22 protein-coding genes and 1 pseudogene are annotated in these 25,520 nt (G+C 56.0%); 9 read left to right on the top strand and 14 right to left on the bottom strand.

Annotated features, from left to right (window positions below):
• Window positions 1–74: 74 nt before the first annotated feature.
• Window positions 75–1,295: an imidazolonepropionase gene (hutI, locus tag HOY33_RS12660; protein ID WP_172290570.1), complete on the top strand. Its 1,221-nt coding sequence runs from the start codon at window positions 75–77 to the stop codon at window positions 1,293–1,295.
• A 79-nt stretch (window positions 1,296–1,374) separates the two neighbouring features.
• On the opposite strand, the gene hutC is transcribed toward hutI, so the two are convergent.
• Window positions 1,375–2,130: a histidine utilization repressor gene (hutC, locus tag HOY33_RS12655; protein ID WP_172290569.1), complete on the bottom strand. Its 756-nt coding sequence runs from the start codon at window positions 2,128–2,130 to the stop codon at window positions 1,375–1,377.
• Between the two features lie 295 nt (window positions 2,131–2,425).
• Between hutC and hutH (HOY33_RS12650) the strand changes: the two genes are divergently transcribed.
• The 4 genes and pseudogenes from hutH (HOY33_RS12650) to HOY33_RS20620 form a co-directional block, all read left to right on the top strand.
• Window positions 2,426–3,970 carry a histidine ammonia-lyase gene (hutH, locus tag HOY33_RS12650; RefSeq protein ID WP_172290568.1) on the top strand — a complete coding sequence of 515 codons (1,545 nt, stop codon included), beginning with the start codon at window positions 2,426–2,428 and terminating at the stop codon, window positions 3,968–3,970.
• An 88-nt stretch (window positions 3,971–4,058) separates the two neighbouring features.
• Window positions 4,059–4,448, top strand: coding sequence for a CesT family type III secretion system chaperone (locus HOY33_RS12645; protein ID WP_172290567.1), 390 nt, complete (start codon window positions 4,059–4,061; stop codon window positions 4,446–4,448).
• 13 nt (window positions 4,449–4,461) lie between these two features.
• A complete protein-coding gene (locus tag HOY33_RS12640) occupies window positions 4,462–5,607 on the top strand; it encodes a T3SS effector HopA1 family protein (protein WP_172290566.1) in 1,146 nt (381 codons plus the stop codon).
• 303 nt (window positions 5,608–5,910) lie between these two features.
• Window positions 5,911–6,045 (top strand): annotated as a pseudogene (locus HOY33_RS20620) (hypothetical protein); the annotation flags it as partial.
• A gap of 12 nt (window positions 6,046–6,057) precedes the next feature.
• Here HOY33_RS20620 and HOY33_RS12635 read toward each other — a convergent pair.
• The 12 genes from HOY33_RS12635 to rpmH form a co-directional block, all read right to left on the bottom strand.
• Window positions 6,058–6,864: a phosphate/phosphite/phosphonate ABC transporter substrate-binding protein gene (locus HOY33_RS12635; RefSeq protein ID WP_172290565.1), complete on the bottom strand. Its 807-nt coding sequence runs from the start codon at window positions 6,862–6,864 to the stop codon at window positions 6,058–6,060.
• Window positions 6,861–7,865, bottom strand: a complete 1,005-nt coding sequence (locus HOY33_RS12630; protein WP_172290564.1) for an ornithine cyclodeaminase family protein — start codon at window positions 7,863–7,865, stop codon at window positions 6,861–6,863. Before HOY33_RS12630 ends, HOY33_RS12635 begins: the two co-directional genes overlap by 4 nt.
• Window positions 7,858–8,841 carry an ABC transporter ATP-binding protein gene (locus HOY33_RS12625; protein ID WP_172290563.1) on the bottom strand — a complete coding sequence of 328 codons (984 nt, stop codon included), beginning with the start codon at window positions 8,839–8,841 and terminating at the stop codon, window positions 7,858–7,860. The genes HOY33_RS12630 and HOY33_RS12625 overlap by 8 nt, the downstream gene beginning before the upstream one ends.
• A 5-nt stretch (window positions 8,842–8,846) precedes the next feature.
• Window positions 8,847–9,491 carry an ABC transporter permease gene (locus HOY33_RS12620; protein WP_172290562.1) on the bottom strand — a complete coding sequence of 215 codons (645 nt, stop codon included), beginning with the start codon at window positions 9,489–9,491 and terminating at the stop codon, window positions 8,847–8,849.
• Window positions 9,488–10,132, bottom strand: a complete 645-nt coding sequence (locus tag HOY33_RS12615; RefSeq protein WP_172290561.1) for an ABC transporter permease — start codon at window positions 10,130–10,132, stop codon at window positions 9,488–9,490. Before HOY33_RS12615 ends, HOY33_RS12620 begins: the two co-directional genes overlap by 4 nt.
• A complete protein-coding gene (hutH, locus tag HOY33_RS12610) occupies window positions 10,132–11,679 on the bottom strand; it encodes a histidine ammonia-lyase (protein ID WP_172290560.1) in 1,548 nt (515 codons plus the stop codon). Before hutH (HOY33_RS12610) ends, HOY33_RS12615 begins: the two co-directional genes overlap by 1 nt.
• A 22-nt stretch (window positions 11,680–11,701) precedes the next feature.
• Window positions 11,702–12,592 carry a glycine betaine ABC transporter substrate-binding protein gene (locus tag HOY33_RS12605; RefSeq protein WP_172290559.1) on the bottom strand — a complete coding sequence of 297 codons (891 nt, stop codon included), beginning with the start codon at window positions 12,590–12,592 and terminating at the stop codon, window positions 11,702–11,704.
• Between the two features lie 764 nt (window positions 12,593–13,356).
• Window positions 13,357–14,721, bottom strand: coding sequence for a tRNA uridine-5-carboxymethylaminomethyl(34) synthesis GTPase MnmE (gene mnmE / locus HOY33_RS12600; RefSeq protein WP_172290558.1), 1,365 nt, complete (start codon window positions 14,719–14,721; stop codon window positions 13,357–13,359).
• Window positions 14,722–14,798: 77 nt separating this feature from the next.
• Entirely contained in the window at window positions 14,799–16,433 is a 1,635-nt protein-coding gene (gene yidC / locus HOY33_RS12595; RefSeq protein WP_172290557.1) for a membrane protein insertase YidC, read from the bottom strand.
• A 2-nt stretch (window positions 16,434–16,435) separates the two neighbouring features.
• Window positions 16,436–16,693, bottom strand: coding sequence for a membrane protein insertion efficiency factor YidD (gene yidD, locus HOY33_RS12590; protein WP_009115145.1), 258 nt, complete (start codon window positions 16,691–16,693; stop codon window positions 16,436–16,438).
• A complete protein-coding gene (gene rnpA / locus HOY33_RS12585; protein ID WP_009115146.1) occupies window positions 16,657–17,016 on the bottom strand; it encodes a ribonuclease P protein component in 360 nt (119 codons plus the stop codon). Before rnpA ends, yidD begins: the two co-directional genes overlap by 37 nt.
• An 18-nt stretch (window positions 17,017–17,034) precedes the next feature.
• Window positions 17,035–17,175 carry a 50S ribosomal protein L34 gene (gene rpmH / locus HOY33_RS12580; protein WP_005976668.1) on the bottom strand — a complete coding sequence of 47 codons (141 nt, stop codon included), beginning with the start codon at window positions 17,173–17,175 and terminating at the stop codon, window positions 17,035–17,037.
• Window positions 17,176–17,868: 693 nt separating this feature from the next.
• Here rpmH and dnaA point away from each other — a divergent pair.
• The 4 genes from dnaA to gyrB all read left to right on the top strand — a co-directional run bounded on the left by dnaA (window position 17,869) and on the right by gyrB (window position 24,036).
• Window positions 17,869–19,263, top strand: a complete 1,395-nt coding sequence (dnaA, locus tag HOY33_RS12575) for a chromosomal replication initiator protein DnaA (RefSeq protein WP_172290556.1) — start codon at window positions 17,869–17,871, stop codon at window positions 19,261–19,263.
• Between the two features lie 4 nt (window positions 19,264–19,267).
• On the top strand, window positions 19,268–20,368 hold the full coding sequence (gene dnaN, locus HOY33_RS12570) for a DNA polymerase III subunit beta (RefSeq protein ID WP_172290555.1): 1,101 nt from the start codon (window positions 19,268–19,270) through the stop codon (window positions 20,366–20,368).
• A gap of 146 nt (window positions 20,369–20,514) precedes the next feature.
• Window positions 20,515–21,600 (top strand): DNA replication/repair protein RecF, encoded by a 1,086-nt coding sequence (gene recF / locus HOY33_RS12565; RefSeq protein ID WP_172290554.1) that lies wholly within the window; start codon window positions 20,515–20,517, stop codon window positions 21,598–21,600.
• An 18-nt stretch (window positions 21,601–21,618) separates the two neighbouring features.
• Entirely contained in the window at window positions 21,619–24,036 is a 2,418-nt protein-coding gene (gyrB, locus tag HOY33_RS12560) for a DNA topoisomerase (ATP-hydrolyzing) subunit B (protein ID WP_172290553.1), read from the top strand.
• Window positions 24,037–24,277: 241 nt separating this feature from the next.
• Here the strand turns inward: gyrB and HOY33_RS12555 are convergent, their stop codons facing one another.
• Window positions 24,278–25,471 (bottom strand): MFS transporter, encoded by a 1,194-nt coding sequence (locus HOY33_RS12555; RefSeq protein WP_172290552.1) that lies wholly within the window; start codon window positions 25,469–25,471, stop codon window positions 24,278–24,280.
• Window positions 25,472–25,520: the final 49 nt, after the last annotated feature.

Raw genomic sequence — 25,520 nt, 5'->3', positions numbered from 1 at the left:
CCCGATCAATGTAGTTGTATATACATATACATACTTATGCAATAACAATAAAGCGGGTAATCCCCGGAGATGAGATGACCATTGAACTTGGCTGTGACAGTTTGTGGTATGGCGCTGATATCGTCACCATGCAAGGGGGCAAGTACAGCATCATCCAACAAGGGGCGATTGCGGTCAGCGGCGACAAAATCGTCTGGATCGGCCCTTATGCCGACGCGGCGCACATCCGCGCCGCGCAACAGACCGATTTTGGCGGCGGCATCGTGACGCCCGGGCTGGTGGATTGCCATACGCATCTGGTGTTCGGCGGCGATCGCAGCCATGAATTCGAACAGCGTCTGAATGGCGTCAGCTACAGCGAGATCGCCGCGCAAGGGGGCGGCATTATCTCCACCGTGCGCGCCACGCGGGCCGCATCGCTGGAACAGTTGGTTGCGTCTGCCCGCCGGCGGCTCGACAGACTGCTGGCGGAAGGGGTCACAACCCTGGAAATCAAATCTGGCTACGGTCTCGATCGGGCCAGCGAAGTGCGCATGATGCAGGCTATCCGCCTGCTGGCGCAGCAGGTTCCGGCGCAAATTCAGTCCACCTGCCTCGCCGCCCATGCGGTGCCGCCAGAGTTTAAAGATAACCCCGACGGCTGGATTGATGTGATTTGCGAGGCGCTGCTGCCGCAAGTCGCGGCGGAACGGCTGGCCGATGCGGTCGATGCCTTTTGTGAACATCTGGCCTTTTCCCCGGCGCAGGTGGCCCGGGTGTTTGAGACGGCGCGGCGTCTGGGCTTGCCGGTCAAACTGCACGCCGAACAACTCTCGTCGCTCGGCGGCGGCGCGCTGGCCGCCCGTTTCAACGCGCTTTCCGCCGATCATCTTGAATACGCCGTCGAAAGCGACGTGGCGGCGATGGCAAAACACGGCACCGTGGCGGTGTTACTGCCCGGCGCGTTCTATCTGCTGCGTGAGAAGCAGGTGCCGCCGGTGGCGCTTTTCCGTCAGTACGGCGTGCCGATGGCGCTGGCCAGCGATGCCAACCCCGGCACCTCTCCGGCGCTCTCGCTGCGTTTAATGCTCAATATGGCCTGCACGCTGTTCGGCATGACGCCGGAGGAAGCGTTGGCCGGGGTCACCTTGTATGGCGCGCAGGCGTTGGGGCTGGATAAAACCCAGGGGTCGCTGGAAAGCGGTAAACGGGCCGATTTTGTCCACTGGCCGCTGGCGCGCCCGGCGGAACTGGTTTACTGGCTGGGCGGGCAACTCCCTTGTCAGGTTATCTTTCGCGGGAAAGCGATAGGGTAAAACCTTACGATTTTACCGCCCGTCTGCAACCGCTGTTGAAAAAGGCGATTCACGCGTTAACCTGCGGGATTTCCTCTCTTCAGCTTTGCTGCTGAAAACGGCCAAACATCTTATAGCGCGCGCCGGGGTAGAGCAGGCGCGCGCAGGTCACCAGCGTCTTATGATGCCAGGTACGGCGCTGGATTTGCAGGCAAGGTTCGCTATTGCCGATTTGCAGCAGTTGCTGTTCATCCTCGTTTGCATTGACGGCTTCGACCTCATGTTCACCGGCAGTCAGCGGCGCGACCTGCGTCAGATAGGCGAACGGCGTGCTGCGGGTGAAATCCTGTTGCAGGTAATCCGGGGCCGCCTGCGGATTGACGCGGCGATCTTCGAGCTGCACCGGCACGTTGTTATCGAAATGGACGATGCGTGAGTGAAACAACGTGGCGCCGGGGTTAAGGCCAAACATACGGGCGTCGCCTGCGTCGGCGCGTTCAGCCCGGAGAAACAGCACCTGACTGGCATGGCGATGACCGCGGCTGGCGATTTCATCTGCAATATTATGCACTTCCAGCATTGGCGTGAAGGCTTTCGTTTCGGCGACAAAGGTGCCCACGCCCTGTAGCCGAAGCAGATACCCTTCGGTCGTCAGCTCACGCAGCGCGCGATTGATGGTCATTCTGCTGACCCCCAGTTCCAGTACCAGTTCACTCTCCGACGGCACACGCTGACGCGGTTGCCAGTCGCCGTTACCGATCAGTCGGATGATCCCTTTTTTCACCTGTTGATATAGCGGGGCAGGCTCATCGCTGAGGTGAGTCATCATTTCTGACAGCGTTTTGTATTCTGACACCGTATTAACCTTTTCTGGAACCGGAGATAGAGGGGAGTTTACACACCAGATGAGGAGCCTGTATATGTCTATACAATAACGGCCGGCGGCGAAACGGCTCCGTTCCAGGAATGGGCGCTTTATGGTAGGGCGCGGCGCTTTATTCAGGTGCATAGCGGCAGGGAGGATGAGCGGCGTACTGTGCGGTGGTTGTTTATAAAGTATTTGATTTTCAATCAATTAATAATGATTACTTGAAGCGGCATAACAATTGCTTTGTTGTATATACAAGACATAACATTTAAACGGAAAGTGAATGTCAGCCCATTATTTAACGTCATTGATTGGTGAGGAAGGGGTGAATACTCAACAGGTTATCTGGGGGGATGCCCCACTGCGCTGGCAGGATGTGGTAAAGGTGGCGACGCAGCGTGCGCCGCTCCGGCTTAGCGCTGCCGCCTGGCAGCGTATCCATAATGCCCGCGATATCGTCAGCCGGATTGTGGCGGAGCGCCAGACGGCCTATGGCATCAACACCGGGCTGGGCGCGCTGTGCAACATCACGCTTGATGATGATGAACTGAGCACCTTGTCGCGTAATACCCTGCTGAGTCATGCCTGCGGCGTCGGCGCGCCATTGAGCGATGAACAGGTGCGGGCGATTATCTGCGCGGCGATTGCCAACTACAGCCACGGTAAATCCGGCATTTCCCCGGCGGTGGTGAACGCGCTGCTGGCGTTGCTTAACCACGGCATTACGCCGCAGGTGCCTTCGCAGGGGTCGGTGGGCTACCTGACTCATATGGCGCATATCGGGCTGGCGACGATCGGCATCGGCAACGTCAGCTATCAGGGAAGCATCGTTCCGGCGGCGGAAGCGCTGGCGTCGGAGGGGCTGAGCCTGTGTGCGCTGGGTGCGAAAGACGGTCTCAGTCTGGTGAATGGCACCCCTTGTATGACCGGGTTGTCCTGCCTGGCGTTGGACGATGCCAGCCGGCTGCTGGACTGGGCCGACGTCACCGGCGCGATGAGCTTTGAAGCGCTGCGCGGCCAGCTTGATGCCTTTGATGCGGAGATCCTGGCGCTGAAAGCCAGCCCGGGCATTCAACGAGTGGGGCTGCGTTTACGCCAGCTGCTCGCGGGCAGCCGGATCGTGGCGCAAAGTCAGGGGATCCGCACCCAGGATGCCCTAAGTATTCGCTCTATGCCGCAGATCCACGGCGCCTGCCGCGATCAGTTTGCGCATGCGGCGATACAAATCGAAACCGAACTCAATGCCGCGACCGATAACCCGTTGGTGTTGGGCACGGTGGAAAAATGGCGGGTGGTGTCGCAGGCCAATCCGCATGGCGAATCGGTGGCGATGGCGGCGGACGTGCTGGCGATCGCGCTGGCCGAGCTGGGCAGCGTGGCCGAGCGCCGTCTCGACCGGCTGATCAACCCGTTGGTCAGCGGCCTGCCGGCCTTTCTGGTGGCCCGGCCCGGGGTAAATTCCGGCATGATGATCGCACAGTATGTGGCTGCTTCGCTGTGCGGCGAGAACCGGCAACTGGCGCAGCCGGCGGTACTGGATAATTTCGTCACCTCCGGCCTGCAAGAGGATCACCTGAGTCTGGGCACCAGTTCGGCGTTGAAACTCCTGAAGCTGGCCGCCAACTGTTACCACATTCTGGCGATTGAATACCTGCTCGCGGCGCAGGCGCTGGACTTTTGCGGTGCGGATAACGCGGGTGAGGGAACGCGATGCGCGTGGTCGATGCTGCGCGAGCGCGTCGCCGCCTGGGAAGAGGATCGCTGGCTGGCGCCGGAAATTGAAAAAGCGGTGCGGGTGATAAAAAGCCAACATATCCCGGTGGGGTAATCAGCTTGCTGGTCGTGGTCGTGAAACAGGGAACTCTTTTTCCTGTTGCGTCACTCATAAACTAGAGAAATCAATCTATGGGTGAGAAATGAGCCAGCTTTTTTATGATACGTTGTTATGCGCGTTTGCCGACAGATTAAAAATGGCTCGCCTACGGTTGGATAAAAAAGGCGTTTGCGATCTTGTTGTTGATAATGAAATCCCCCTCCGGTTACAGCAAGACGCGCGCAATCAGCGGCTTTTATTGATCGCGCTTTTAGGCGATGTTGTGAACCACAACCCTCAAGTTCTGCTGGAGGCCAACCTCAACCTGATTCGCGGCGATAATCTTATTATTATCGCCGCCGACCCCAGCGTAAAACAGTTTTACGCTTGTCATGCTATTGAACAATCGATACTCACCGCCGAGCTTTTGTTGCGCAAGATTGCCGAGTTGGTGGATTACATCAGATTTTGGCGAAACGCCAGTCAAGCTTAAAGAGACATTTCTTATGCAACCGATTACCCCTCGTTTTTCCAGTCTTCAGCAACTGCAATCGTCATCGGTAGACGTCAAAAGTCTGCTGGATCACGGATCGTTGGAAGTGAATGGCAAAAAGTATCATATCAGCACGGCGGAAGGCGCCACATTGCACGTGGCGCTTGCTGAAAAGGCAACGGGATTTTTTAATGCCGTAGGTAATATGATGGGCGGCTCGGGAGAAAGTAAGGCTATCGCTCAGATACTGGAAAGCAAACCTCGTTTGATTCGCTCAAACGCTATGCGTGTTTTTGAAAAAAGTGAACATGCTACCGCCTCTTCAAGTACGGCGACCCAGGGAAGAGAACGGCCTGCATCGTCCATTCCCGTGGACGATTCTTTAAAAAGCATACAGCATTGGGCCAGACAGGCTAAACAGCTCGACAGTCCCTCGGCACGGGAGATCTATGCGCTTTACAAGTCAGAAAAACCGAACCTTCCCCTAATCGATCCAAAAGATGCAAAAATATTATTACACAAGTTTGTTGCGCTGCACGAAACAGAAGGGGTGGATGTATTCCCTCAACAGTTTGGCCCGATAGACAAAAATCTCTTCAAAGGCTATCTGCGGGAGCATCCCGCTGCGGCCGACAATTTTATCATGTTCGCAAGGCGTGCTTCCGGCGATTCAGAGGGGACGACGAGCAGGATTACGTTGAGCGTCCACTCCAGGAACGCGGTGCAATTGCCTGATGTATTACATGCCCTCATCAGGGACAAAGATTACTTAGCGTCGGCAAAAATCGCCCATCCTGCCTTTTTTGGCCAGGATGCGGATAGCGTCATCTTTTATCTGAAAGGCCACGTGGGCGAGGCGTTGAATCTTACGAATGAAATACAGAAGTTACTGCCGCAGGAATCATTGATTGAGCATAATTTGGCAGGAATGTATCGGCTGGATAAAGGTTTTTCTTATGCTGAAACCGCACCCGGCGATGTTTCCAGCCACGGAAAATCCAGAGCCAATATCATATATAACGCCCTGAATGAAACAAAATTCCGTGACATTGATAAACGTCTACAAAAACAACTGGATCTGGCGGGTTATGATAAAAACCACCCGGCTTTTATTAAAGACTCCCCTAGTCTGGCCTTCATCAATGCGAATCGGGCGTAATGCGGATGCAGCAGTAAAGATGCTTCTACTGCACATTATCCTGGAAGGAATATGTGGTAATGGCCGTGCTCGATGTCGACATGAGCGGCTACCGGGTGGGCGTATTCACCAAAACGGGCAGCGGCGCTATTTCTCTTTCCATACCGCTACGCCGTCAACTCCGCGAAAAAATATGAAAATCTGCTGATTTCCCTCCGCGTATTCGTGAAGCTATCTTAGAAAGCTTGCAGAAAAGAGCGCAGCGCCTGACAACCGGCTGGGATTAGGCTCCTACGGGGCCTCTTAGTATTGGTCTTGGCGTTCGATATCGATCCAGTTAAAGCCTTTGCCGGGGAAGATTACCCTATCGCAGTGATCTATCCGGACGATGAACAGTTCGAATTGCTGTCCAATCCTGATGTTTTTCAACATCAGGTTAGCGTCATCACGGATTTATAATCTGAGTTGGCTTTACTGCAATACTGAATAACCCGCCTGTCGCGCCGCCGCGGCGCGCTGCGCCAGCAGCTGATAATCCAGTGTGGCGGGCAGCGTAAAGCCCTGGAGTTGTAGCGCGCTAAGGCAAGCTGCGCCCTGGCTGTCCTGCTGTAACGTCATAAAGGCGCGCTGCAACTTTGCCAGCGAACCTGCATCAATGGTCGCTGAGGCCACCAGCAGTGGCATTGGCGCTGGGGCAGTCTGATCGATCACCCGCACCTGCTGCATCAGCTCTGGCTCATCCCGTGCCAGCAGTTCAAAGGCATAGCTATCCACCGGACCGATATCCGCCTCGCCATTGGCGATGGTTTCCACCACCCGACGCGGGGTTATCAGCGGTCCGACGGTTTCCCGATACAGGCGAGTCTGACCGGGCTGCAACCAGCGCAGCAGATGATAGCGCAGGGCGCTGTAACCGGAGTGGGATTCCGGGTTGGTAAACGCCAGCCGCTGGCCAAAGGTCTCCGGCAAATGCTGATAGGGGGCGTCCCGCGCGACAATTAAGCGGCTGCGATAGCTGCCTGCGCCATCCGTCAGCGAATGCAGCGGCGCCGGTGTGGCTATCGGCACCACCGGGAATAGCCGCAGCGAAAACGGCAGACCGCACATAAATACCGCGGCCAGATCCGCGCGCTGCCACAGCGCCTCCAGCGGCGCCGGGGCGGGGTAGTCGATCACCCCGCCTGCCACCTCCGCCCGGCGATAAACCTCCTGCAACAGATTTTTCCAGCTGGCCGCCGCCGCCGCGGTGACTGAGTACATCCGTCCGTTGGCGATCATGCGTAGCGTAACGTCTGGCCGATGCCCAGCTTTTGCGCTTTTTCCAGCATCGCATGGCCGAGGGCGATATCACTAAGCGACAGGCCACGATGCCAGAACAGGATGGTTTCGTCATCGCGCTCGCGGCCGCTTTTAATCCCGGCGACAATCTGGCCCAGTTCGCCATGCAGCGTCGCCTCGCTCAGCTTACCGGCCTCAACGTGGGCGCGCAGCGAACCGAACATGCCGCCTTTACACTGGCCCCAGTCATCCACCACCATTTTGTCCATAATATCGGTTAACGACAGTTCAACTGCGCTCATCGTGCCGTAAGGCACCACCAGCGCGCCGGGTTTAATCCAGGCGGTTTTCAGCATTGGTGTCGGTTTTTCCAGTCGCGAGGCTTCCACCACAATATCCGCATCGCGCACGCAACTTTCCCAGTCGTCGGTGACGATAATCTTTTTCCCCAGATCCTGCTCAAGGCGGCGGGCAAAGGCTTCGCGGCTCTCCGGACGGCGCGAGTGAATACGGATTTCATCAAAGTCATACAGACTGTCAAGTAGGCGCACATTCCAGTAGGCGGTGCCGCGCGCGCCAATATGCCCGAGGACTTTGCTGTTTTTCGCCGCCAGATGGCGGGCGCCGAGAGCAGTGATGGCGCCGGTGCGCATATCGGTAATCGCCGAGGCATCGAGGATCGCCACCGGCATACCGGTTTGCGGATTAAATAAGTTAAGCATCGCCATCTCTGACGGCAGGCCATGCTGGTAATTATTAACGTAATCGCCGACCACCTTGACGCCAGCGAGATTCAGCGGGGCGATATAGCCGCGCAGCACGTTAAAGTGGCCGTTAAACGCCGGATCGGGGATCAGATGGACGCGTGGTTCGATAACCGTCTGATTGTTACCCTGCGCCAGCAGTCCGGCTTCGACCGCGGCGAGAATTTCGCTATCGCTCATCGCCAACTGTTGGATATCTGGCCCATTGAGGTAGCTGATATTGACGTGTTCAGTCATCTCTTTCCCTTAATTCGGCGCTCAGGCCGCAAGCAGTGTTTGCTGATAAAGTGAAAAGTTGCTGGCGATTTAACTCTCCCAGCAACCGATGTTGGTCATCGGTGATCTTTACCCCCTGCGCATCGTGGGCCAGCATCAGCGACAGCACCTCTTTCAGGCTGACATCGCTTTTAACCGACAATGCAAAGCCGCTATGGGCTACCGGCGTCATCGCCTGGCGGACCGGTGTCAGCGCCAGCAGCTTCAGTGCGGCGTCGCTGCCGATAAAGGCGGCGACGAAATCGTCGGCGGGGTTACTGAGGATCGCCGCCGGGGTGTCATACTGGCACAGCCTGCCGTTGCGCATAATCGCGATACGATCGCCCATTTTGATCGCTTCATCGAGATCGTGGGTCACGATGACCACGGTTTTTTTTACCCGTTGCAGGATCTGCTTAAACTCCAGTTGCAGGCGGCCACGCACCAGCGGATCGATGGCGCCAAAGGGTTCATCCATCAGCATCACTGGCGGATCGGCGGCCAGCGCGCGGGCGACGCCGACACGCTGGCGTTGCCCGCCAGACAGTTCCGCCGGATAGCGCTGACGATCGCTGGCCGGATCCAGCCCCACCAGGTGCAGCAGTTCATCAATGCGCGCACTGGTTTTACGCCGATCCCAGCCCAGCAGACGCGGTACGGTGGCGATATTGTCCGCCACATTCATATGCGGAAATAGCCCCACGTTCTGAATGACATAGCCGATATGGCGGCGCAGCTGCACCGGATCGACGGCGGTGATATCTTCGCCATTAACCCACACCCGCCCTTCGCTGGCATCTTCCAGCCGGTTGATCAGACGCATGGTGGTGGTTTTGCCGCAGCCGGAGGGGCCGATTAGCGCAGTGGTGGAACCTTGCGGGATCTCCAGCGTCAGGTTATCCAGCGCTTTATGACGGGTTCCGGGATAAATTTTGGTGATATTTTCCAGTCTAATCATCAGGCTTATCCTTTAGGAACATGTTTAAACCAGCTCTTTTCTACCGCGGCGAACAGCAGCTCGGCGCCAATCGCCAGCAAAATAATCGGGATGGCGCCAACCAGCAGGCGTGACATATCCATAATGGCGATGCCGGTAGTCACAAAGTCGCCCAGCCCGCCGCCGCCGATAAAGGAGGCTAGCGCCGCGCCGCCGATAACCTGTACGGCGGCGGTACGGATCCCGGCGAGAATACCGGGCGCCGCCAGCGGCAGGATCACCTGACGGGTGATTTGCGCGCGCGTCAGGCCCATGCCCTGCGCGGCGGAGAGGGTATCTTTATCCACTGACTGGATGCTGGTGCAGGTATTCAGCAGGATCGGCGGCAGCGCCAGGATCACCAGCGCCACCACTGACGGCAGCAGGCCAATGCCAAGAAACGGCAGCGCGGCGGCGAGGATCGCCAGGCTGGGGATCGTGCGCAGGGTGCTGGCAATATTGGTGGCAATAAAGGTGGCGCGCGGCGAGGCGGCGACTTTGACGCCGATCGGCAGCGCCAGCAGCAGCGAAAACAGCAGCGCCAGTCCGCACATCAACAGATGTTGCAGCAGGGCGTCAACGAACTGCTGCGGGTTGGCGAGGATCCAGCGCCAGGCATCAATAAAAATCATGCGTTGGCCTCTAAGTTAACAACCGGGCGACGACGCGCCATACGCCGTTGCAGCAGCAGGAACAGGGCGTCGACGCCGATGGCCAGCAGCGAAGTCAGGCCACCGCCAATCAGAATTTTTTCCGGGTAGCGCTGATCCAGCCCGGCGAAAATAATGGTGCCGAGTCCACCAGCGTTGATATAGGCGGCGACGGTGGCGATGCCTATCAGCGTAGTGGCGGCGATGCGCAGACCGGTAACAATAAACGGCAGCGCCAGCGGCAACTCGATCTCCCACAGCCGCCGCCAGTAGCCGTAACCCATACCGCGCGCCGCATCCAGCACCTCAGGGGCGATGGCGTGAAAGCCGGTGGCGATATTGCGCACCAGAATCATTAAGGCGTAAGCGGTAAGGCCAACAATCGCCGGCAGCGGGCCAATCCCCAGCCAGGGAATAAACAGCGCGAACAGCGCCAGGCTGGGAATGGAAAACAACATGCCGGTAAACGTCAGCACCAGCGCATAGGTTTTTGGCCGCCGTGCGCTCCAGATGCCGAGCAGCATGGCGATCACAAAGGCACAGGCCAGCGAGATGCCAACCAGACACAGGTGTTGCCATAAGGCCAGCGCAATATCATCAAGGTGTTTGGGGGCCCAACGCATCAGCCGGTCTCCAGAAGTTGTTCACTGGCGCTCAGCCAGTCGGCGGCGCCGATCGCGCTGGCAAGGCTGGCGATATCGCCAGCGGTGGAACGATCCTCATCCAGCGGCGCGACCAGCGCGCGCACCCGGGCATAGACTGCGGCGCTGCCGCCGCCACATTCACCTTGCGCCAGCTGACGCAAGTCCAGTGCCTGCGCGGCGACCATCAGCTCAATCGCCACCAGGTAGCGGAAACTGTCGACCAGACGGGCGGTTTTGCTCACTATCGCCATCGATTGTGCGGCGTAATCTTCGACCCGATCGGCGACCGGAATGGTAATCGCCGACAGCGGATTAGCATGATGGACAATCTCGCTGGTGAGGGCGGAAATGGTTTTTTGCAGCGTGGCAAAGCCGGTCTGTCCGCTATGTGGCGTCAGGAAACGCGGTAGCCCGCTGGCGCTCGCCGACATCAGCTTTATGATGCGTTCAGCGGCGCAGCTGGCCTGACGCGCCAGCGCCAGCCCCAGCGCTTCAAAGGCCAGCGCCAGATGGGTGGCGTCGAAATTGGCATTGGCTAATACCAGATCGGCGTCGGCTATCAGCGCCGGATTATCATCGGCGCTGTTCAGCTCCAGTTCGGTCGCCTGTCTGGCGTGGTTAAACGCCTGCCGGACGCTGGCCAGCACCGATGCGGCGCAGCGGAAACTCAGAGGGTCCTGCAATAAGCGCGCGCCACCGGCCTGCACCAGCGTCCCACCGGCCAGCAGCGACAGCAGATGGCTGGCGCACTGCGCGCCGCCGGGCAACTGACGAATATGGCTGGCCCACGGCGACAGCGGCGAGATATTGGCGCGAAACGCTTCAAACGACAGGGCAATCGCTCCCGCCTGCACGTTGACCAGTTGGGCGATATCACTCAGTAGCAGCGCGGCGAGGCCGACGCTGGCGGCATTTGATGACACCAGCGCCAGGCCGTCCTTACCCTGCATTAAGGGCAGGCTGAAACCGAGCGTTTTCGCCAACGTGGCGACCTCGCCGACTTTACCGCGATACTCTGCTTCGCCTTCACCGGTGAGCGCTCTGCCAATATGCGCCAGCGGCGCGAGGTCGGCTTCGCCAATCGAACCGATCAACGGCACTTGCGGGTGGACGCCCAGATTTAACAGCTGGAGCAGCGCCGCGGCGCTGGCCGGAGAGATACCGGAGTGGCCGCTGGCCAGTCCGGCAAGCCGCGCCAGCATCATCGCCCGCACCTGATCGCGGCTCGCCAGCGGCCCGACGCCAACGGCGCGCGCCAGCGGAATACGCTGCTGGATCGCCAGGAGTCGCGCAATATCACGCTGGCCGTCGGCGCTGTTCAGCACCGCGGTATCGACGCCAGCGCCAAGGCCGGTCGTCACGCCATAGATATTGTCGCCAGCGGCAATCCGCTGATAAAGGAAGGTGAAACTCTGTTCGATACGCTGTTGCGCCGCCGGGCTGAATGCCACCGGAAGATCGTCTCTGGCGATCTTTACCAGCATCGCCAGAGTTAACGCGGTTTTATCACCGAGGTTAAAGGTCATAGCCCCTCTTAATATGGATCGATCAGGATTTCACAATGCCTTTTTCGCGCAGGAACTGTTCGGCAACATCAGCGGGTTCTTCTTTATCTTTCTCAACTGCGGCATTGAGTTTCTGCATGGTGGCGTTATCCAGCAGCGCGCTGACTTTATTCAGCACCGCTTCCGCGTTTGGATGCGCTTTCAGCGTCTGGTCACGAACCACCGGGGCGACGAAATAGGGAGGGAACAGATGTTTGTCATCGGCCAGTGAGACATACTGCCCATCGGCAATTTGCCAGTCGGTGGCAAAGCCGTTCGCCACATCAATCTGCCTGGCGGCCAGCGCATCGTAGCGCAGGCCCACTTTGGCAAACTGACGGAACGATTTGAATTTGATACCGTAAACCTGTTCCAGCCCTTTCAGGCCATCCTGACGATCGCCAAACTCAGCGCCTGCGCCGATGGTCAGTTGCGGGGCGACTTTCGCCAGATCGGACAGCGTTTTCAACTGATACTTTTCCGCCAGCGCTTTGCTGACCAGCAGGGCATAACCATTGTTTAGCTTAGCCGGGGCCAGCCAGGTGAGCTGATATTTTTCCGCGTAGACGCTTTTCACCTGCTGATAAACTTTATCCGGATCTGACGATAGCTCACCTTTTACCACCGCGCTGAGGGCGGTGCCGGTGTACTCCGGGTACATATCAATATCACCTTTTACCAACGCTGCCTGCGCAATCAGGGTGCCGCCGAGGTTAATTTTGCGTTCAACAGAGATCCCGGCCTGCTCCAGCGCTGACGCGTAGATCTCCGCCAGAATATATTGCTCAGTAAAGTTTTTACTGCCGACGATCACATCCGCTGCCTGCACCGCAGGGGTAACAGCGGTTAATCCTGCGATTAATAACAGAGCATGCCTGATTGTTGTTGTGCGCATTGCTTTCTCCAGCGTAGAGTTAATGTTGTGAATAGACATGTATATACAATTTTTATGCCAACAAAATACCTACTAAAAATCAAAAGGATAGGGTTTTAAAACCAAAGTCTGACTGATGATGTGGGCAAAAATGCACCAGCCTGAGGCATTCAGACCTCTTAAAGTAGAGCAAAAGCAGGGGGCGGGTGAAATTCGTTTTCGCCATAAGCTATGCCTTTCTGTGCAACAAGGCATAACCAGCGGCTAAAAGTGATCATTGATACCGAGGTCAATCACGATGTGGGGGGCTTTGCGCTCACAAAACTCCCGTCAGATGAAAAGGGTCGATTCAGCTCCATCAGTCGCCGTCAGAGGGGAATCAATTTCAAATATCTGAAGGGTTCTATATCGTTTATCTTGCCAGAATCGGTCGATAACCCACTGACAAACTGGGATGAAATGGAAATGAATGGCTAAAGCGGGAGTATGACCCTATCGCCCGATATAAACATGTTTTGGCGAGAGGATATCCTGTAATGCTTTTCATCTAATTGTTGGGTCGTGATGAGAGAACGTATTATGAGGCAGCCGGCTAGGGCTGATTAACCCGGTGATTTAGCATCCAGAAATGTGTTTTTTAAATAACCATTGATTCTGGTATATGCATGTTATCTCCAGAATTTATCATTAAAGTATGGCATTACATATGTATTTTGCTAAAAATCCCGCATAACAAGGCGCTATGCGGGATGTGTGGAAGTGAGTGGACGCTAACAGACTCAGCGTTACTTGCCGATGCAAAAACTCGAGAAAATACGCCCCAGTAGATCGTCGGAGGTAAATTCCCCGGTGATTTCGCTGAGGGCCTGCTGCGCCAGCCGCAGTTCTTCCGCTAGCAGTTCACCCGCGTAAGCGCTCACTAACTGATCTTTACCCTGCGTCAGATGCTGGGCCGCCTGTTCCAGCGCCTGTAAATGCCGGCGGCGCGCCAGAAAACCCCCTTCGGTGTTGCTGGTGAACCCCATGCTTTGCTTGAGATGGTCGCGCAGCGTATCGATTCCTTCGCCGGTTCGTGCTGAAAGTCGAATAAGTGAGTAAGTATTCACATCTTCAATGCCCAGCGGTTCGCCGGTAATATCGGCTTTATTACGCACAACGGTAATCGGCAGCGTTTTCGGTAGCCGAGCCATAAACTCCGGCCAGATTGCCGCCGGTTCTCCGGCTTGTGTCGTGGTGCCATCGACCATAAACAGGACGCGATCCGCCTGCTCAATTTCCTGCCAGGCGCGCTCAATCCCAATACGTTCCACTTCGTCATTGGCATCTCGCAGCCCCGCGGTATCAATAATATGCAGCGGCATTCCATCGATATGAATATGTTCGCGCAATACGTCGCGGGTGGTTCCGGCGATATCGGTGACAATCGCCGCCTCACGACCGGCCAGCGCATTGAGCAGGCTGGATTTTCCGGCGTTGGGACGGCCGGCGATGACGACTTTCATCCCTTCGCGCAGCAGGCTGCCCTGATGCGCTTCGGCGCGAACGGCGTCCAGATCGGCCATCACCTGGTTGAGCTGGCCTTCAATTTTTCCATCGGAGAGAAAATCAATTTCCTCATCAGGAAAGTCGATCGCCGCTTCAACGTAAATCCGCAGATGCGTTAACGCTTCCACCAGATGGTTGATACGGGCGGAAAAGGCGCCTTGCAGAGAGTTCAAAGCCGAACGCGCGGCCTGTTCAGAACTGGCGTCTATCAGGTCGGCTATGGCTTCCGCCTGCGCCAGATCGAGCTTGTCATTGAGGAACGCGCGTTCAGAGAATTCGCCGGGGCGCGCAATACGCACATCGGGTAAGGCCAGAATACGTTGCAGCAGGATGTCGAGAATGACCGGGCCGCCGTGTCCCTGAAGCTCCAGCACGTCCTCGCCGGTAAAAGAGTTGGGGCCGGGGAACCACAGGGCGATGCCCTGATCGAGAGGATTGCCATCCGTATCGCGAAAGGGCAGATAGTCGGCGTGACGTGGTTTGGGCAGCTTGCCCAATACCGCTTGCGCCACGGCCGAAGCCGCCGCTCCGGAAATACGCAAAATACCTACCCCGCCGCGTCCCGGTGGCGTGGCTTGGGCTACGATGGTGTCGGTATGACTCATGGTTGTCTCTGTCTCTCAGGTTATAAAAAAAGGCGGTCATTGACCGCCTTATTCTCAATGATTGTCCATCACCGGGGTTATTTCTTCTCGCGGCTATGCAAGCCACGTTTTTCCAGACCACGGTAGATCAGCTGCTGCTGAATGATGGTAACCAGGTTGCTGACGATATAGTACAGCACCAGACCGGATGGGAACCACAGGAAGAACACGGTGAAAATCACCGGCATGTAAGTCATGATCTTCTGCTGCATCGGGTCGGTAACGGTGGTCGGCGACATCTTCTGAATGAAGAACATCGTCACGCCCATCAGGATCGGCAGAATGTAGTACGGGTCTTGCGCGGACAGGTCATGGATCCACAAGGCAAACGGCGCATGGCGCAGTTCAACGGAGCCCATCAGCATGTAGTACAGCGCCAGGAAGATTGGCATCTGAATCAACAGCGGGAAACAGCCGCCCAGCGGGTTAACCTTCTCCGACTTATACAGCGCCATCATTTCCTGACTCATGCGCTGCTTGTCGTCACCGATACGCTCACGCATGGCGGTCAGCTTCGGTTGCAGCATGCGCATTTTGGCCATTGAGGTGTATTGCGCTTTGGTCAGCGGGTACATGATACCGCGCACGATAAAGGTGATGGCAATAATGGAGAAGCCCCAGTTGCCGATAAAGCCGTGCAGGAATTTCAGTAGCTTGAACAGCGGCTGAGAGATAAACCACAGCCAGCCGTAGTCGACGGTCAGATCCAGATGCGGCGCCACAGCGGCCATCTTGTCCTGAATTTCCGGGCCGACCCACAACGTGGCGTTCAGGTTTTGCTGGCCGCCGGCCGGTACGACGACCGGAGCGGCTTTAAAGCCAATCGCCGCCTGCCCGTTGCCGAGATTGCTGGAATAGAAGGTGTTCGCGCCAGCGGTGGTCGGGATCCAGGCGGTCGCGAAGTACTGCTGCAACATGGCGATCCAGCCGCCGTTGGTGGTGATATTCAGGTTCTCATCCATGTCGCTGAAGCTGTATTTCTTATACTTGTCTTCGCTGGAGGAGAACGCCGCGCCGCGGTAGGTATGCAGCGCAAAGTTGCTGCTGCCGGTATCGCGGTGCTTGGGCAAATCGATGGATTGTTTCAACTGACCGAACAAGGTCAGTTCCAGCGGCTGGGCGCTGGTGTTATTGACGCTGTAATCAACGTTCAGCGCGTAGTCGCCGCGTTTCAGTACAAACGTTTTGGTGTAAGTGACGCCGTCAGCCGCGGTATAGGTCAGCGGAATGCGCAGTTCGTTTTCGCCGTCAGCCAGTTCAAAGTGATCCTGCGTGGCGGTAAACAATGGACGCGGGCCATTGGCCGGGTTGTCCGGGCCGTTTTTACCGGTCAGGCCGCTTTGCGCCTGATAGACGAATTCGGGCGAGGTTTCCAGCAGCAGGAACGGTTTATCAGAACCCAGCGTATCCGGGTAAGCCAGCAGATGCGCCTGCTCGATGTCGCCGCCACGGGTATTGATGGTCAGAGACAGCACGTCGGTTTTAACCGTGATCAGTTGACCCTGGCCGCTAGCGGGTACGCCCTGGTTGGTGGCATCGCCGGGTGCTGCATTCGTCGCCTGCTGTATGGCCTGCGTGGTCGCTGGCGGATTTTTGTCCGTTTCCCAGGCCTGCCAGATCATAAAGGTTACGAATAGCAGAGCGATGAGAAGAAGATTGCGTTGCGAATCCATCGTTAATGTTCTCTGTTATTGTCGGTTTTTGGCGGTACGGGATCATCACCACCAGGGTTCAAAGGGTGGCATTTTAATACGCGTTTCAGCGTCAACCAACTGCCTTTTATCATGCCGAACCTGCGTATTGCCTCAATACCGTATTGTGAACACGTTGGCCGGAACCGGCAATGTGGTCCAAGTAACGGGCTGATTACAAGTTGATAACCACGTATCAACCCGATCAGCAGGCGGGAGCCAAACGACAGTGCCGACGCCATAATTTTTCCAACGCTTCCGTCAATGTTCGGTTATCCAGTTCGGACACCCCTTTTTTCGCAATCACCACAAAATCCATTGCGGGCAATGAATGTTGATGCAGGCGAAAGCTTTCGCGCGTCAGGCGTTTAATCCGATTGCGTTCATGAGCACGTTTAACATGCTTTTTGGCAACGGTAAGACCGATGCGGGGATGCCCCAGCGTGTTCAGGCGGCCGAGAATAGTAATTTGCGGCGTGCCGGCCCGTTGCGGCTGCTGGAAGACGAAAGTGAAATGGCTGGGAGTTAACAAACGTAACTCCCTGGGAAAAGCGAGCTTAACCACTCGGTGGGTTAGCTTTTATTACTTAGAAACGGACAGACGAGTACGGCCTTTCGCACGACGGCGGGCCAGAACCTGACGACCATTTTTAGTGGCCATACGAGCACGGAAACCGTGGCTACGGTTACGCTTCAATACGGACGGTTGGAAAGTGCGTTTCATGGCGATTTCTACCTAAACTTGGATAATTAACGGTTCATCCCTGCTGGCGCGGGGAACAAACACGACTTCACAGTAAACGCGTTTGGCTACTCGGCGTGAAAATGACCGACGCCTCAATCGCATATAACAATCATATAACTGAAAGAGGCGGGATTGTAATAATTGTACAGCCCTGAGTCAATTAACATCACACTTTACCTGCCAGCCATGCCAATTATTTTGGATTTCTGTCTGGCTGAGCACAGAAAACAGGCGAGGACGCGCGGGCTGAGGATTATACGGACTCTGGGATAAAGCGCAAGGATCCTGCATTGATCCTCCCTGCCGGATCATGATCAATGTCACCGTAACGCGCCTACCACATCGTTTATTCTAGAGCGCCTTCTGCTATAACTGATTGAATGAGATTAGTCGGATCTTCTGCATACTGCCTGAGGCTGCTATAAGAATAGCCTGTGGATAAAAAGGATCGAAACTGTGCAGAAGGGGAGGATCTATTCGCTGCTTTAGGTTATGATCCGCCGTCCCGTTAGCGATCCTTCTTCGGGATCGTCACGGTAAACCGCATCTACTATACTACGCGGTGCATCTGTCGTCTTGTTGTGACGGGGGCAGGTGCCAAAATCATGAGTCATATAAATAACGTTTCTTATTCTTTTCTTTTTGATCGTTCTTGTTCGAGTGGAGTCCGCCGTGTCACTTTCGCTTTGGCAGCAGTGTCTTGCCCGTTTGCAGGATGAGTTACCTGCCACAGAATTCAGTATGTGGATACGCCCGTTACAGGCGGAGCTGAGTGATAACACTCTGGCGCTCTACGCCCCTAATCGTTTCGTACTGGATTGGGTTCGTGATAAATATTTAAATAATATCAATGGTTTGTTGAATGATTTCTGTGGGATGGATGCTCCGCTGCTGCGTTTTGAAGTGGGTAGCAAACCCCTGGTTCAGACAGTCAGTCAGCCGGTCAACCACCATAATAATGTCAGCGTCGCGGCAGCGACACAGGTGCGTTTAGCGCCAGTGCGCCCAAGCTGGGATAATTCACCGGCGCAGGCGGAGCACACTTATCGCTCCAACGTGAACCCCAAGCACACGTTCGATAACTTTGTCGAAGGTAAGTCGAACCAGCTGGCGCGCGCCGCCGCTCGTCAGGTGGCCGATAATCCGGGCGGCGCTTACAATCCCCTGTTTCTGTATGGCGGAACCGGCCTGGGTAAAACGCACCTGTTGCATGCGGTGGGCAACGGCATCATCGCCCGTAAAGCCAATGCGAAAGTGGTTTACATGCATTCCGAACGTTTCGTGCAAGATATGGTGAAGGCGTTGCAGAATAACGCCATTGAAGAGTTTAAACGTTATTACCGTTCGGTGGACGCGCTACTGATTGATGATATTCAGTTTTTTGCCAACAAAGAGCGTTCGCAGGAAGAGTTTTTCCATACCTTTAATGCGTTGCTGGAAGGTAATCAGCAAATTATTTTAACCTCCGATCGCTATCCGAAAGAGATAAACGGCGTGGAAGATCGCCTGAAGTCGCGGTTTGGCTGGGGTCTGACGGTGGCTATCGAACCGCCGGAGCTGGAAACGCGGGTGGCGATTCTAATGAAGAAAGCGGATGAGAATGATATCCGCCTGCCCGGCGAAGTGGCTTTCTTTATCGCCAAGCGTTTGCGTTCCAACGTGCGCGAGCTGGAAGGCGCATTGAACCGGGTGATTGCCAACGCCAACTTTACCGGCCGCTCCATCACCATTGATTTTGTGCGCGAGGCGCTGCGCGATCTGCTGGCGTTGCAGGAAAAACTGGTTACTATCGACAATATTCAGAAGACGGTGGCGGAATATTATAAAATCAAAGTCGCCGATTTATTGTCTAAACGTCGTTCCCGCTCGGTGGCCCGCCCACGCCAGATGGCGATGGCGCTGGCCAAAGAGCTGACCAATCACAGCCTGCCGGAAATCGGCGATGCGTTTGGCGGCCGCGACCATACCACGGTGTTGCACGCCTGTCGTAAAATCGAACAGTTGCGTGAAGAAAGTCACGACATCAAAGAAGATTTTTCCAATTTAATCAGAACATTATCTTCATAACATTATGAAATTCATTGTTGAACGCGAACATCTGCTAAAACCACTGCAACAGGTCAGCAGCCCATTGGGCGGCCGGCCTACGTTACCGATTTTGGGCAACCTGTTGATCCAGGTCACCGACGGAGCATTGTCGCTCACCGGCACCGATCTCGAAATGGAGATGGTGGCCAAAGTGGCGCTCACGCAACCCCATGAACCGGGCGCCACAACGGTTCCGGCGCGTAAATTATTTGATATCTGTCGTGGTCTGCCTGATGGCGCGGAAATCACCATCATGCTGGATGGCGATCGCATGCTGGTGCGATCCGGGCGCAGCCGTTTTTCGTTGTCGACCCTGCCCGCCGCCGATTTTCCCAATCTGGATGACTGGCAAAGCGACGTTGAATTCTCGCTGCCGCAGGCGACGATGAAGCGTTTGATCGAAGCCACGCAGTTTTCGATGGCTCATCAGGATGTTCGCTATTACCTCAACGGAATGTTGTTTGAAACCGAGGGAGAGGAATTGCGTACCGTCGCCACCGATGGTCACCGTCTGGCCGTGTGCTCGATGCCGGTGGGGCAGCCCTTGCCATCCCATTCGGTGATTGTGCCGCGTAAAGGGGTGATGGAGCTGGCGCGTTTGCTGGATGGCGGCGATGCGCCGCTGCGGCTGCAAATCGGCAGTAATAATATTCGTGCCCACGTCGGTGATTTTATTTTCACCTCCAAGCTGGTTGACGGCCGTTTCCCCGATTATCGCCGCGTATTGCCGAAAAATCCGGATAAAACGCTGGAAGCCAGCTGCGATTTACTTAAGCAGGCATTCTCCCGTGCGGCCATACTGTCGAATGAAAAATTCCGTGGCGTGCGTCTGCACCTGATTCAGAACCAACTGAAGATCACCGCCAATAACCCTGAACAGGAAGAGGCGGAAGAAATTCTGGATGTGCAGTACGACGGCACCGAGATGGAAATTGGTTTTAACGTCAGTTATGTATTGGATGTTCTGAATGCGCTGAAGTGTGAGGATGTTCGCTTGCTGCTGACGGATTCCGTCTCCAGCGTGCAGATCGAAGATGGCGCCAGCCGGGCGGCGGCCTACGTCGTTATGCCGATGCGCCTCTAGTATGCTGGTGAGCTATTTGACTGGCCGGGTTGGGATGGGGCGGCGCTCGCCATGCTCGCTTACGCTGAGTACGCCTCGGGGTACTCGCCGCGCTTGTCTCCAATCCGCCAGCGACAATTCTGTCTTGATCGCAAGAAGATAGTCGCATGGCGCTTACTCGTCTTCTGATTAAAGATTTCCGCAATATTGAAGCGGCCGATTTGGCGCTGGCGCCCGGTTTCAACTTTTTGGTCGGGCCGAACGGCAGCGGCAAAACCAGCGTGCTGGAGGCGATTTACACGCTGGGGCACGGGCGGGCGTTCCGCAGCGTGCAGGCGGCGCGCGTGATCCGCCACGATCGGGCCGAGTTTGTCCTGCATGGTCGTATTGACGGTATTGAGGGCGAGCGATCGGTCGGATTGAGTAAGAACCGTCAGGGCGACGGTAAAGTGCGCATTGACGGCAGCGACGGTCACAAAGTGGCCGAACTGGCGCAGCTGCTGCCGATTCAGTTGATTACTCCCGAAGGGTTTACCTTGCTGAACGGCGGGCCGAAGTACCGCCGTGCTTTTCTTGACTGGGGGTGTTTTCATAACGAACCCGGTTTTTTCTCCGCCTGGAGCAATATGAAACGCCTGTTGCGTCAGCGTAATGCGGCGTTGCGGCAGGTGGGTCAGTACGGGCAACTGCGGGCCTGGGATCAGGAGTTGGTGCCATTGGCTGAACGTATCAGCGAATGGCGGGCGCAATACAGCTCGGCGATCGCCGAAGATATTGCCGCCACCTGTAGCCAGTTTCTGCCTGAGTTTGCCCTCGGTTTTTCTTTCCAGCGCGGCTGGGATAAAGAAAGTGATTATGCCGAACTGCTGGAACGGCAGTTTGAACGCGACCGTATGCTGGGTTATACGTCGCTTGGGCCGCATAAAGCCGACTTCCGTATCCGCGCCAGCGGCGTGGCGGTCGAGGATATGCTGTCCCGTGGTCAGCTAAAGCTGCTGATGTGTGCTTTAAGGCTGGCCCAGGGTGAGTTTCTCACCCGTCAGAACGGACTGCGCTGTCTGTATCTGATTGATGATTTTGCTTCCGAACTGGATAGTACCCGCCGCCGTTTGTTGGCTGAACGGTTAAAAGCCACCCATGCGCAAGTCTTTGTCAGCGCGGTCAGCGCTGAGCAGATAGGCGATATGGTGGGTGAAAATGGCAAGATGTTCCGCGTAGAACAGGGTAAAATAACGGTTCAATCACAGGACTAAAATGAGCGAGAAACGTTGATGTCGAATTCTTATGACTCCTCAAGTATCAAGGTATTGAAAGGGCTGGATGCGGTACGTAAACGCCCAGGTATGTACATCGGTGATACGGATGATGGTACCGGTCTGCATCACATGGTATTCGAGGTTGTGGACAACGCTATCGACGAGGCACTCGCTGGCTATTGTAAAGACATTGTCATCACTATCCATGCTGATAACTCAGTCTCGGTACAGGATGATGGCCGTGGTATTCCCACCGGTATTCATGAAGAGGAAGGGGTATCCGCGGCGGAAGTGATCATGACGGTGCTGCATGCCGGCGGCAAATTTGATGATAACTCGTATAAGGTTTCCGGCGGTTTGCACGGCGTGGGGGTTTCCGTCGTTAATGCCCTGTCGGAAAAACTGGAGCTGGTGATCCGCCGTGAAGGTAAAGTCCACCAGCAAACCTATCGCCACGGCGTGGCGCAAGCGCCGCTGAAAGTGGTGGGCGATGCGGAGAAAACCGGCACCACGGTGCGTTTTTGGCCCAGCTACGAAACCTTTACCAACCAGACCGAATTTCAGTATGACATTCTGGCCAAGCGCCTGCGCGAGCTGTCGTTCCTGAATTCCGGCGTGTCTATCCGCTTGTTCGACGAGCGCGAAAAAGATAAATCCGACCACTTCCATTACGAAGGCGGCATCAAGGCGTTTGTTGATTATCTCAACAGGAACAAGACGCCGATTCACCCGACGGTATTCTATTTTTCCACGGTGAAAGATGACATCGGCGTGGAAGTGGCGTTGCAGTGGAATGACGGCTTCCAGGAAAATATTTACTGCTTTACCAACAATATCCCGCAGCGTGACGGCGGTACGCACCTGGCCGGTTTCCGCGCCGCGATGACCCGTACCCTCAACACCTATATGGATAAAGAAGGCTACAGTAAGAAAGCCAAAATCAGCGCCACCGGCGACGATGCGCGTGAAGGCCTGATTGCCGTGGTTTCCGTTAAAGTGCCCGATCCGAAGTTCTCCTCGCAGACCAAAGACAAGCTGGTTTCATCGGAAGTGAAAACCGCCGTTGAGTCGCTGATGAATGAGAAGCTGGTGGATTACCTGATGGAAAACCCGTCAGACGCCAAAATCGTGGTCGGGAAAATTATTGATGCGGCCCGGGCGCGTGAAGCGGCGCGTAAAGCGCGCGATATGACCCGCCGTAAAGGCGCGCTCGATCTGGCCGGTCTGCCGGGCAAGCTGGCGGATTGTCAGGAGCGCGATCCGGCGCTTTCCGAACTGTACCTGGTGGAAGGGGACTCGGCGGGCGGCTCCGCCAAGCAGGGGCGTAACCGCAAGAATCAGGCGATTCTGCCGCTGAAAGGTAAAATCCTCAACGTTGAGAAAGCGCGTTTCGACAAGATGCTCTCTTCACAGGAAGTGGCGACGCTGATCACCGCCCTGGGTTGCGGCATCGGCCGCGATGAGTACAACCCGGACAAACTGCGTTATCACAGCATCATCATCATGACCGATGCCGACGTCGATGGTTCTCACATCCGTACCCTGCTGCTGACCTTCTTCTATCGTCAGATGCCGGAAATCGTTGAGCGCGGACACGTTTATATCGCGCAGCCGCCGCTGTACAAAGTGAAGAAAGGCAAGCAGGAACAGTACATCAAAGACGATGAAGCGATGGATCAGTACCAGATTGCGCTGGCGATGGACGGGGCAACGCTGCATACCAATGCCGCGGCGCCTGCGCTGGCCGGTGAACCGCTGGAAAAACTGGTGGCCGAACATTACTCGGTGCAGAAAACCATCGGTCGTATGGAGCGTCGTTTCCCACGGGCGTTGTTGAATGCGTTAATCTACCAGCCAACCCTGGCTGAAGCGGATTTAAGCGACCGCACGCATGTTCAGCAGTGGATGGAAACGCTGGTCACTCGCCTGAATGAGCGGGAACTGCATGGCAGCGCTTACAGCTTTGTGATCCACGAGAATCAGGAACAGCAGATCTTTGAACCGGCTCTGCGGGTGCGGACACATGGCGTAGACACCGATTATCCACTGGATTTCGGCTTCGTCACCGGTGGTGAGTATCGCAAAATCAATCAGTTGGGTGAGAAGTTGCGCGATCTGATTGAAGAGGATGCTTATATTGAACGCGGTGAGCGTCGTCAGCCGGTAGCCAGCTTTGAACAGGCGCTGGAGTGGCTGGTGAAAGAATCCCGCCGTGGTCTGGCCATCCAGCGTTATAAAGGACTGGGTGAAATGAACCCCGATCAGCTGTGGGAAACCACCATGGATCCGACCAGTCGTCGTATGCTGCGCGTTACGGTCAAAGATGCTATCGCGGCGGATGAGCTGTTCACCACGCTGATGGGCGATGCGGTTGAACCTCGTCGTGCGTTTATCGAAGAGAACGCCCTGAAGGCGCTGAATATCGATATCTGATTAGACAACTGCCTGATCTGCTACCTCAGCCCGCCCCTTTTGGGGCTGGTGAGTTTGCTGACAAAGTCCGGTGAGCGGCGATAATGGATGGATCGTAAAGACGCTGCAAGTACATCCCTGTAAGCTCGAACCGCGCCATCCCTGGCGCGGACGCTTTACTCTTCCATTCCATTATCACCGTTCGATAAGGGATGATAGATTTGTCAACGGTCTGGCCAGCCCCTTTTGGGGCTGGCTTTTTTTATAGCGCCACCGCCCGTTGTCTGGCGCTGCGTAATTCCTGGCGCAGGGTGATGAGCGCGGTGATCAGCATAAAAATCACCGCTGACCAGAAAATAGCCTGTGGATAACCGTGATCCAGCAGCCAGCCGAATAACACCGGGCCTGCCGCGCCGCCAATATTAAAGCCGGTGGAGACGATGCCGAAAACGCGACCCTCGGCGCCGGCCGGCGAGGCGGCGCGTACCAGCATGTCACGCGATGGGGCGATCATGCCGGACAGAAAGCCGGCGGCGGCCAGTAGCGGAATCAACACGGATACCGGCAGGGGATAGATGGCCACCACACTGACCAGACAGGCGGTCATTGCCAGCGCTGCCGTCGCTACCAGCCCGTGGCGTTTGGTTTTATCGGCCAGCGCGCCGCCGGCCAGTACGCCAAAAGCGCTGGCGAACAGAAAGGATGTCAGCACGATGTTTGCCTGGGATAACGGCAGGTCATAGCCCGTAACAAATGCCGTCACCGAGAAATTCTGAATCGAACTGGTGCTCAGATTCAACAGCAGGAATAACACCAACAGCGCCATGATCGGCAGGGTAAAAAGCGCCACCCGGGGTTTATTCGGTTGCGCGCCGCCCGAAGCCGCGCGCTGAAGTCGGACGGGTTGGCCGCCTCCGGCTAATAACAGCAGAACTATCAACAGACCGACTCCCCCCGCAACGATAAAGGCGCTGTTAATGCCCGTGAAAGCGGCGACGGTCAGTAAGATCCCGGGCGCAATGGCGGTGCCGAAGAAGCCGGAGAATGTGTGAATGGAGAACGCGCGGCCCATGCGTTTTTCATCAATACCGCGTGACAGCAGGGCATAATCGGCGGGGTGATAAACCGCATTGGCAACGCCCGCCAGCGCCATCGCCGTCACCAGCCAGAAGTAGCTGCCTGAAAAGCTCAAAGAAAGAAAACACAGGCTGCCCAGCGTCAGGCCGGCTATCAACGTGCGTCGCGCCCCGATGCGGTCAACCACAAAGCCAATGGGCGTTTGCACGCAGGCAGAGACAATGTTGAATACGCTTAGCGCAAAGCCTAACTCGACGAAGCTGATATTTCGCTGCTCCGATAGCAGCGGGATCAGCGCGGGCAGCACCATCATATGAAAATGGCTCACCAGGTGAGCGGATGAAATCTGGGCCAGCAGGGGAAGCTTTATTAATGTCATTTTTGTCGTCAGGGCGCTGATAAGTTTATACCCGTCATACTTCAAGTTG

The sequence above is a fragment of the Brenneria sp. hezel4-2-4 genome, assembly GCF_013155275.1.
Lineage (GTDB): Bacteria > Pseudomonadota > Gammaproteobacteria > Enterobacterales > Enterobacteriaceae > Brenneria.
The sequence above is the reverse complement of the archived record's forward strand: the minus strand, read 5'-3'. Positions and strand labels throughout refer to the sequence as shown.

Coding starts and splice junctions, on each gene's coding strand:
- hutH (WP_172290560.1), bottom strand. CDS start 11,679: ATGACCTTTAACCTCGGTGATAAAACCGCGTTAACTCTGGCGATGCTG.
- HOY33_RS12635 (WP_172290565.1), bottom strand. CDS start 6,864: ATGATCGCCAACGGACGGATGTACTCAGTCACCGCGGCGGCGGCGGCC.
- dnaN (WP_172290555.1), top strand. CDS start 19,268: ATGAAATTCATTGTTGAACGCGAACATCTGCTAAAACCACTGCAACAG.
- HOY33_RS12605 (WP_172290559.1), bottom strand. CDS start 12,592: ATGCGCACAACAACAATCAGGCATGCTCTGTTATTAATCGCAGGATTA.
- gyrB (WP_172290553.1), top strand. CDS start 21,619: ATGTCGAATTCTTATGACTCCTCAAGTATCAAGGTATTGAAAGGGCTG.
- HOY33_RS12640 (WP_172290566.1), top strand. CDS start 4,462: ATGCAACCGATTACCCCTCGTTTTTCCAGTCTTCAGCAACTGCAATCG.
- mnmE (WP_172290558.1), bottom strand. CDS start 14,721: ATGAGTCATACCGACACCATCGTAGCCCAAGCCACGCCACCGGGACGC.
- HOY33_RS12630 (WP_172290564.1), bottom strand. CDS start 7,865: ATGACTGAACACGTCAATATCAGCTACCTCAATGGGCCAGATATCCAA.
- HOY33_RS12620 (WP_172290562.1), bottom strand. CDS start 9,491: ATGATTTTTATTGATGCCTGGCGCTGGATCCTCGCCAACCCGCAGCAG.
- yidC (WP_172290557.1), bottom strand. CDS start 16,433: ATGGATTCGCAACGCAATCTTCTTCTCATCGCTCTGCTATTCGTAACC.
- hutH (WP_172290568.1), top strand. CDS start 2,426: ATGTCAGCCCATTATTTAACGTCATTGATTGGTGAGGAAGGGGTGAAT.
- HOY33_RS12615 (WP_172290561.1), bottom strand. CDS start 10,132: ATGCGTTGGGCCCCCAAACACCTTGATGATATTGCGCTGGCCTTATGG.
- yidD (WP_009115145.1), bottom strand. CDS start 16,693: ATGGCGTCGGCACTGTCGTTTGGCTCCCGCCTGCTGATCGGGTTGATA.
- hutI (WP_172290570.1), top strand. CDS start 75: ATGACCATTGAACTTGGCTGTGACAGTTTGTGGTATGGCGCTGATATC.
- HOY33_RS12645 (WP_172290567.1), top strand. CDS start 4,059: ATGAGCCAGCTTTTTTATGATACGTTGTTATGCGCGTTTGCCGACAGA.
- recF (WP_172290554.1), top strand. CDS start 20,515: ATGGCGCTTACTCGTCTTCTGATTAAAGATTTCCGCAATATTGAAGCG.
- HOY33_RS12555 (WP_172290552.1), bottom strand. CDS start 25,471: ATGACATTAATAAAGCTTCCCCTGCTGGCCCAGATTTCATCCGCTCAC.
- rpmH (WP_005976668.1), bottom strand. CDS start 17,175: ATGAAACGCACTTTCCAACCGTCCGTATTGAAGCGTAACCGTAGCCAC.
- HOY33_RS12625 (WP_172290563.1), bottom strand. CDS start 8,841: ATGATTAGACTGGAAAATATCACCAAAATTTATCCCGGAACCCGTCAT.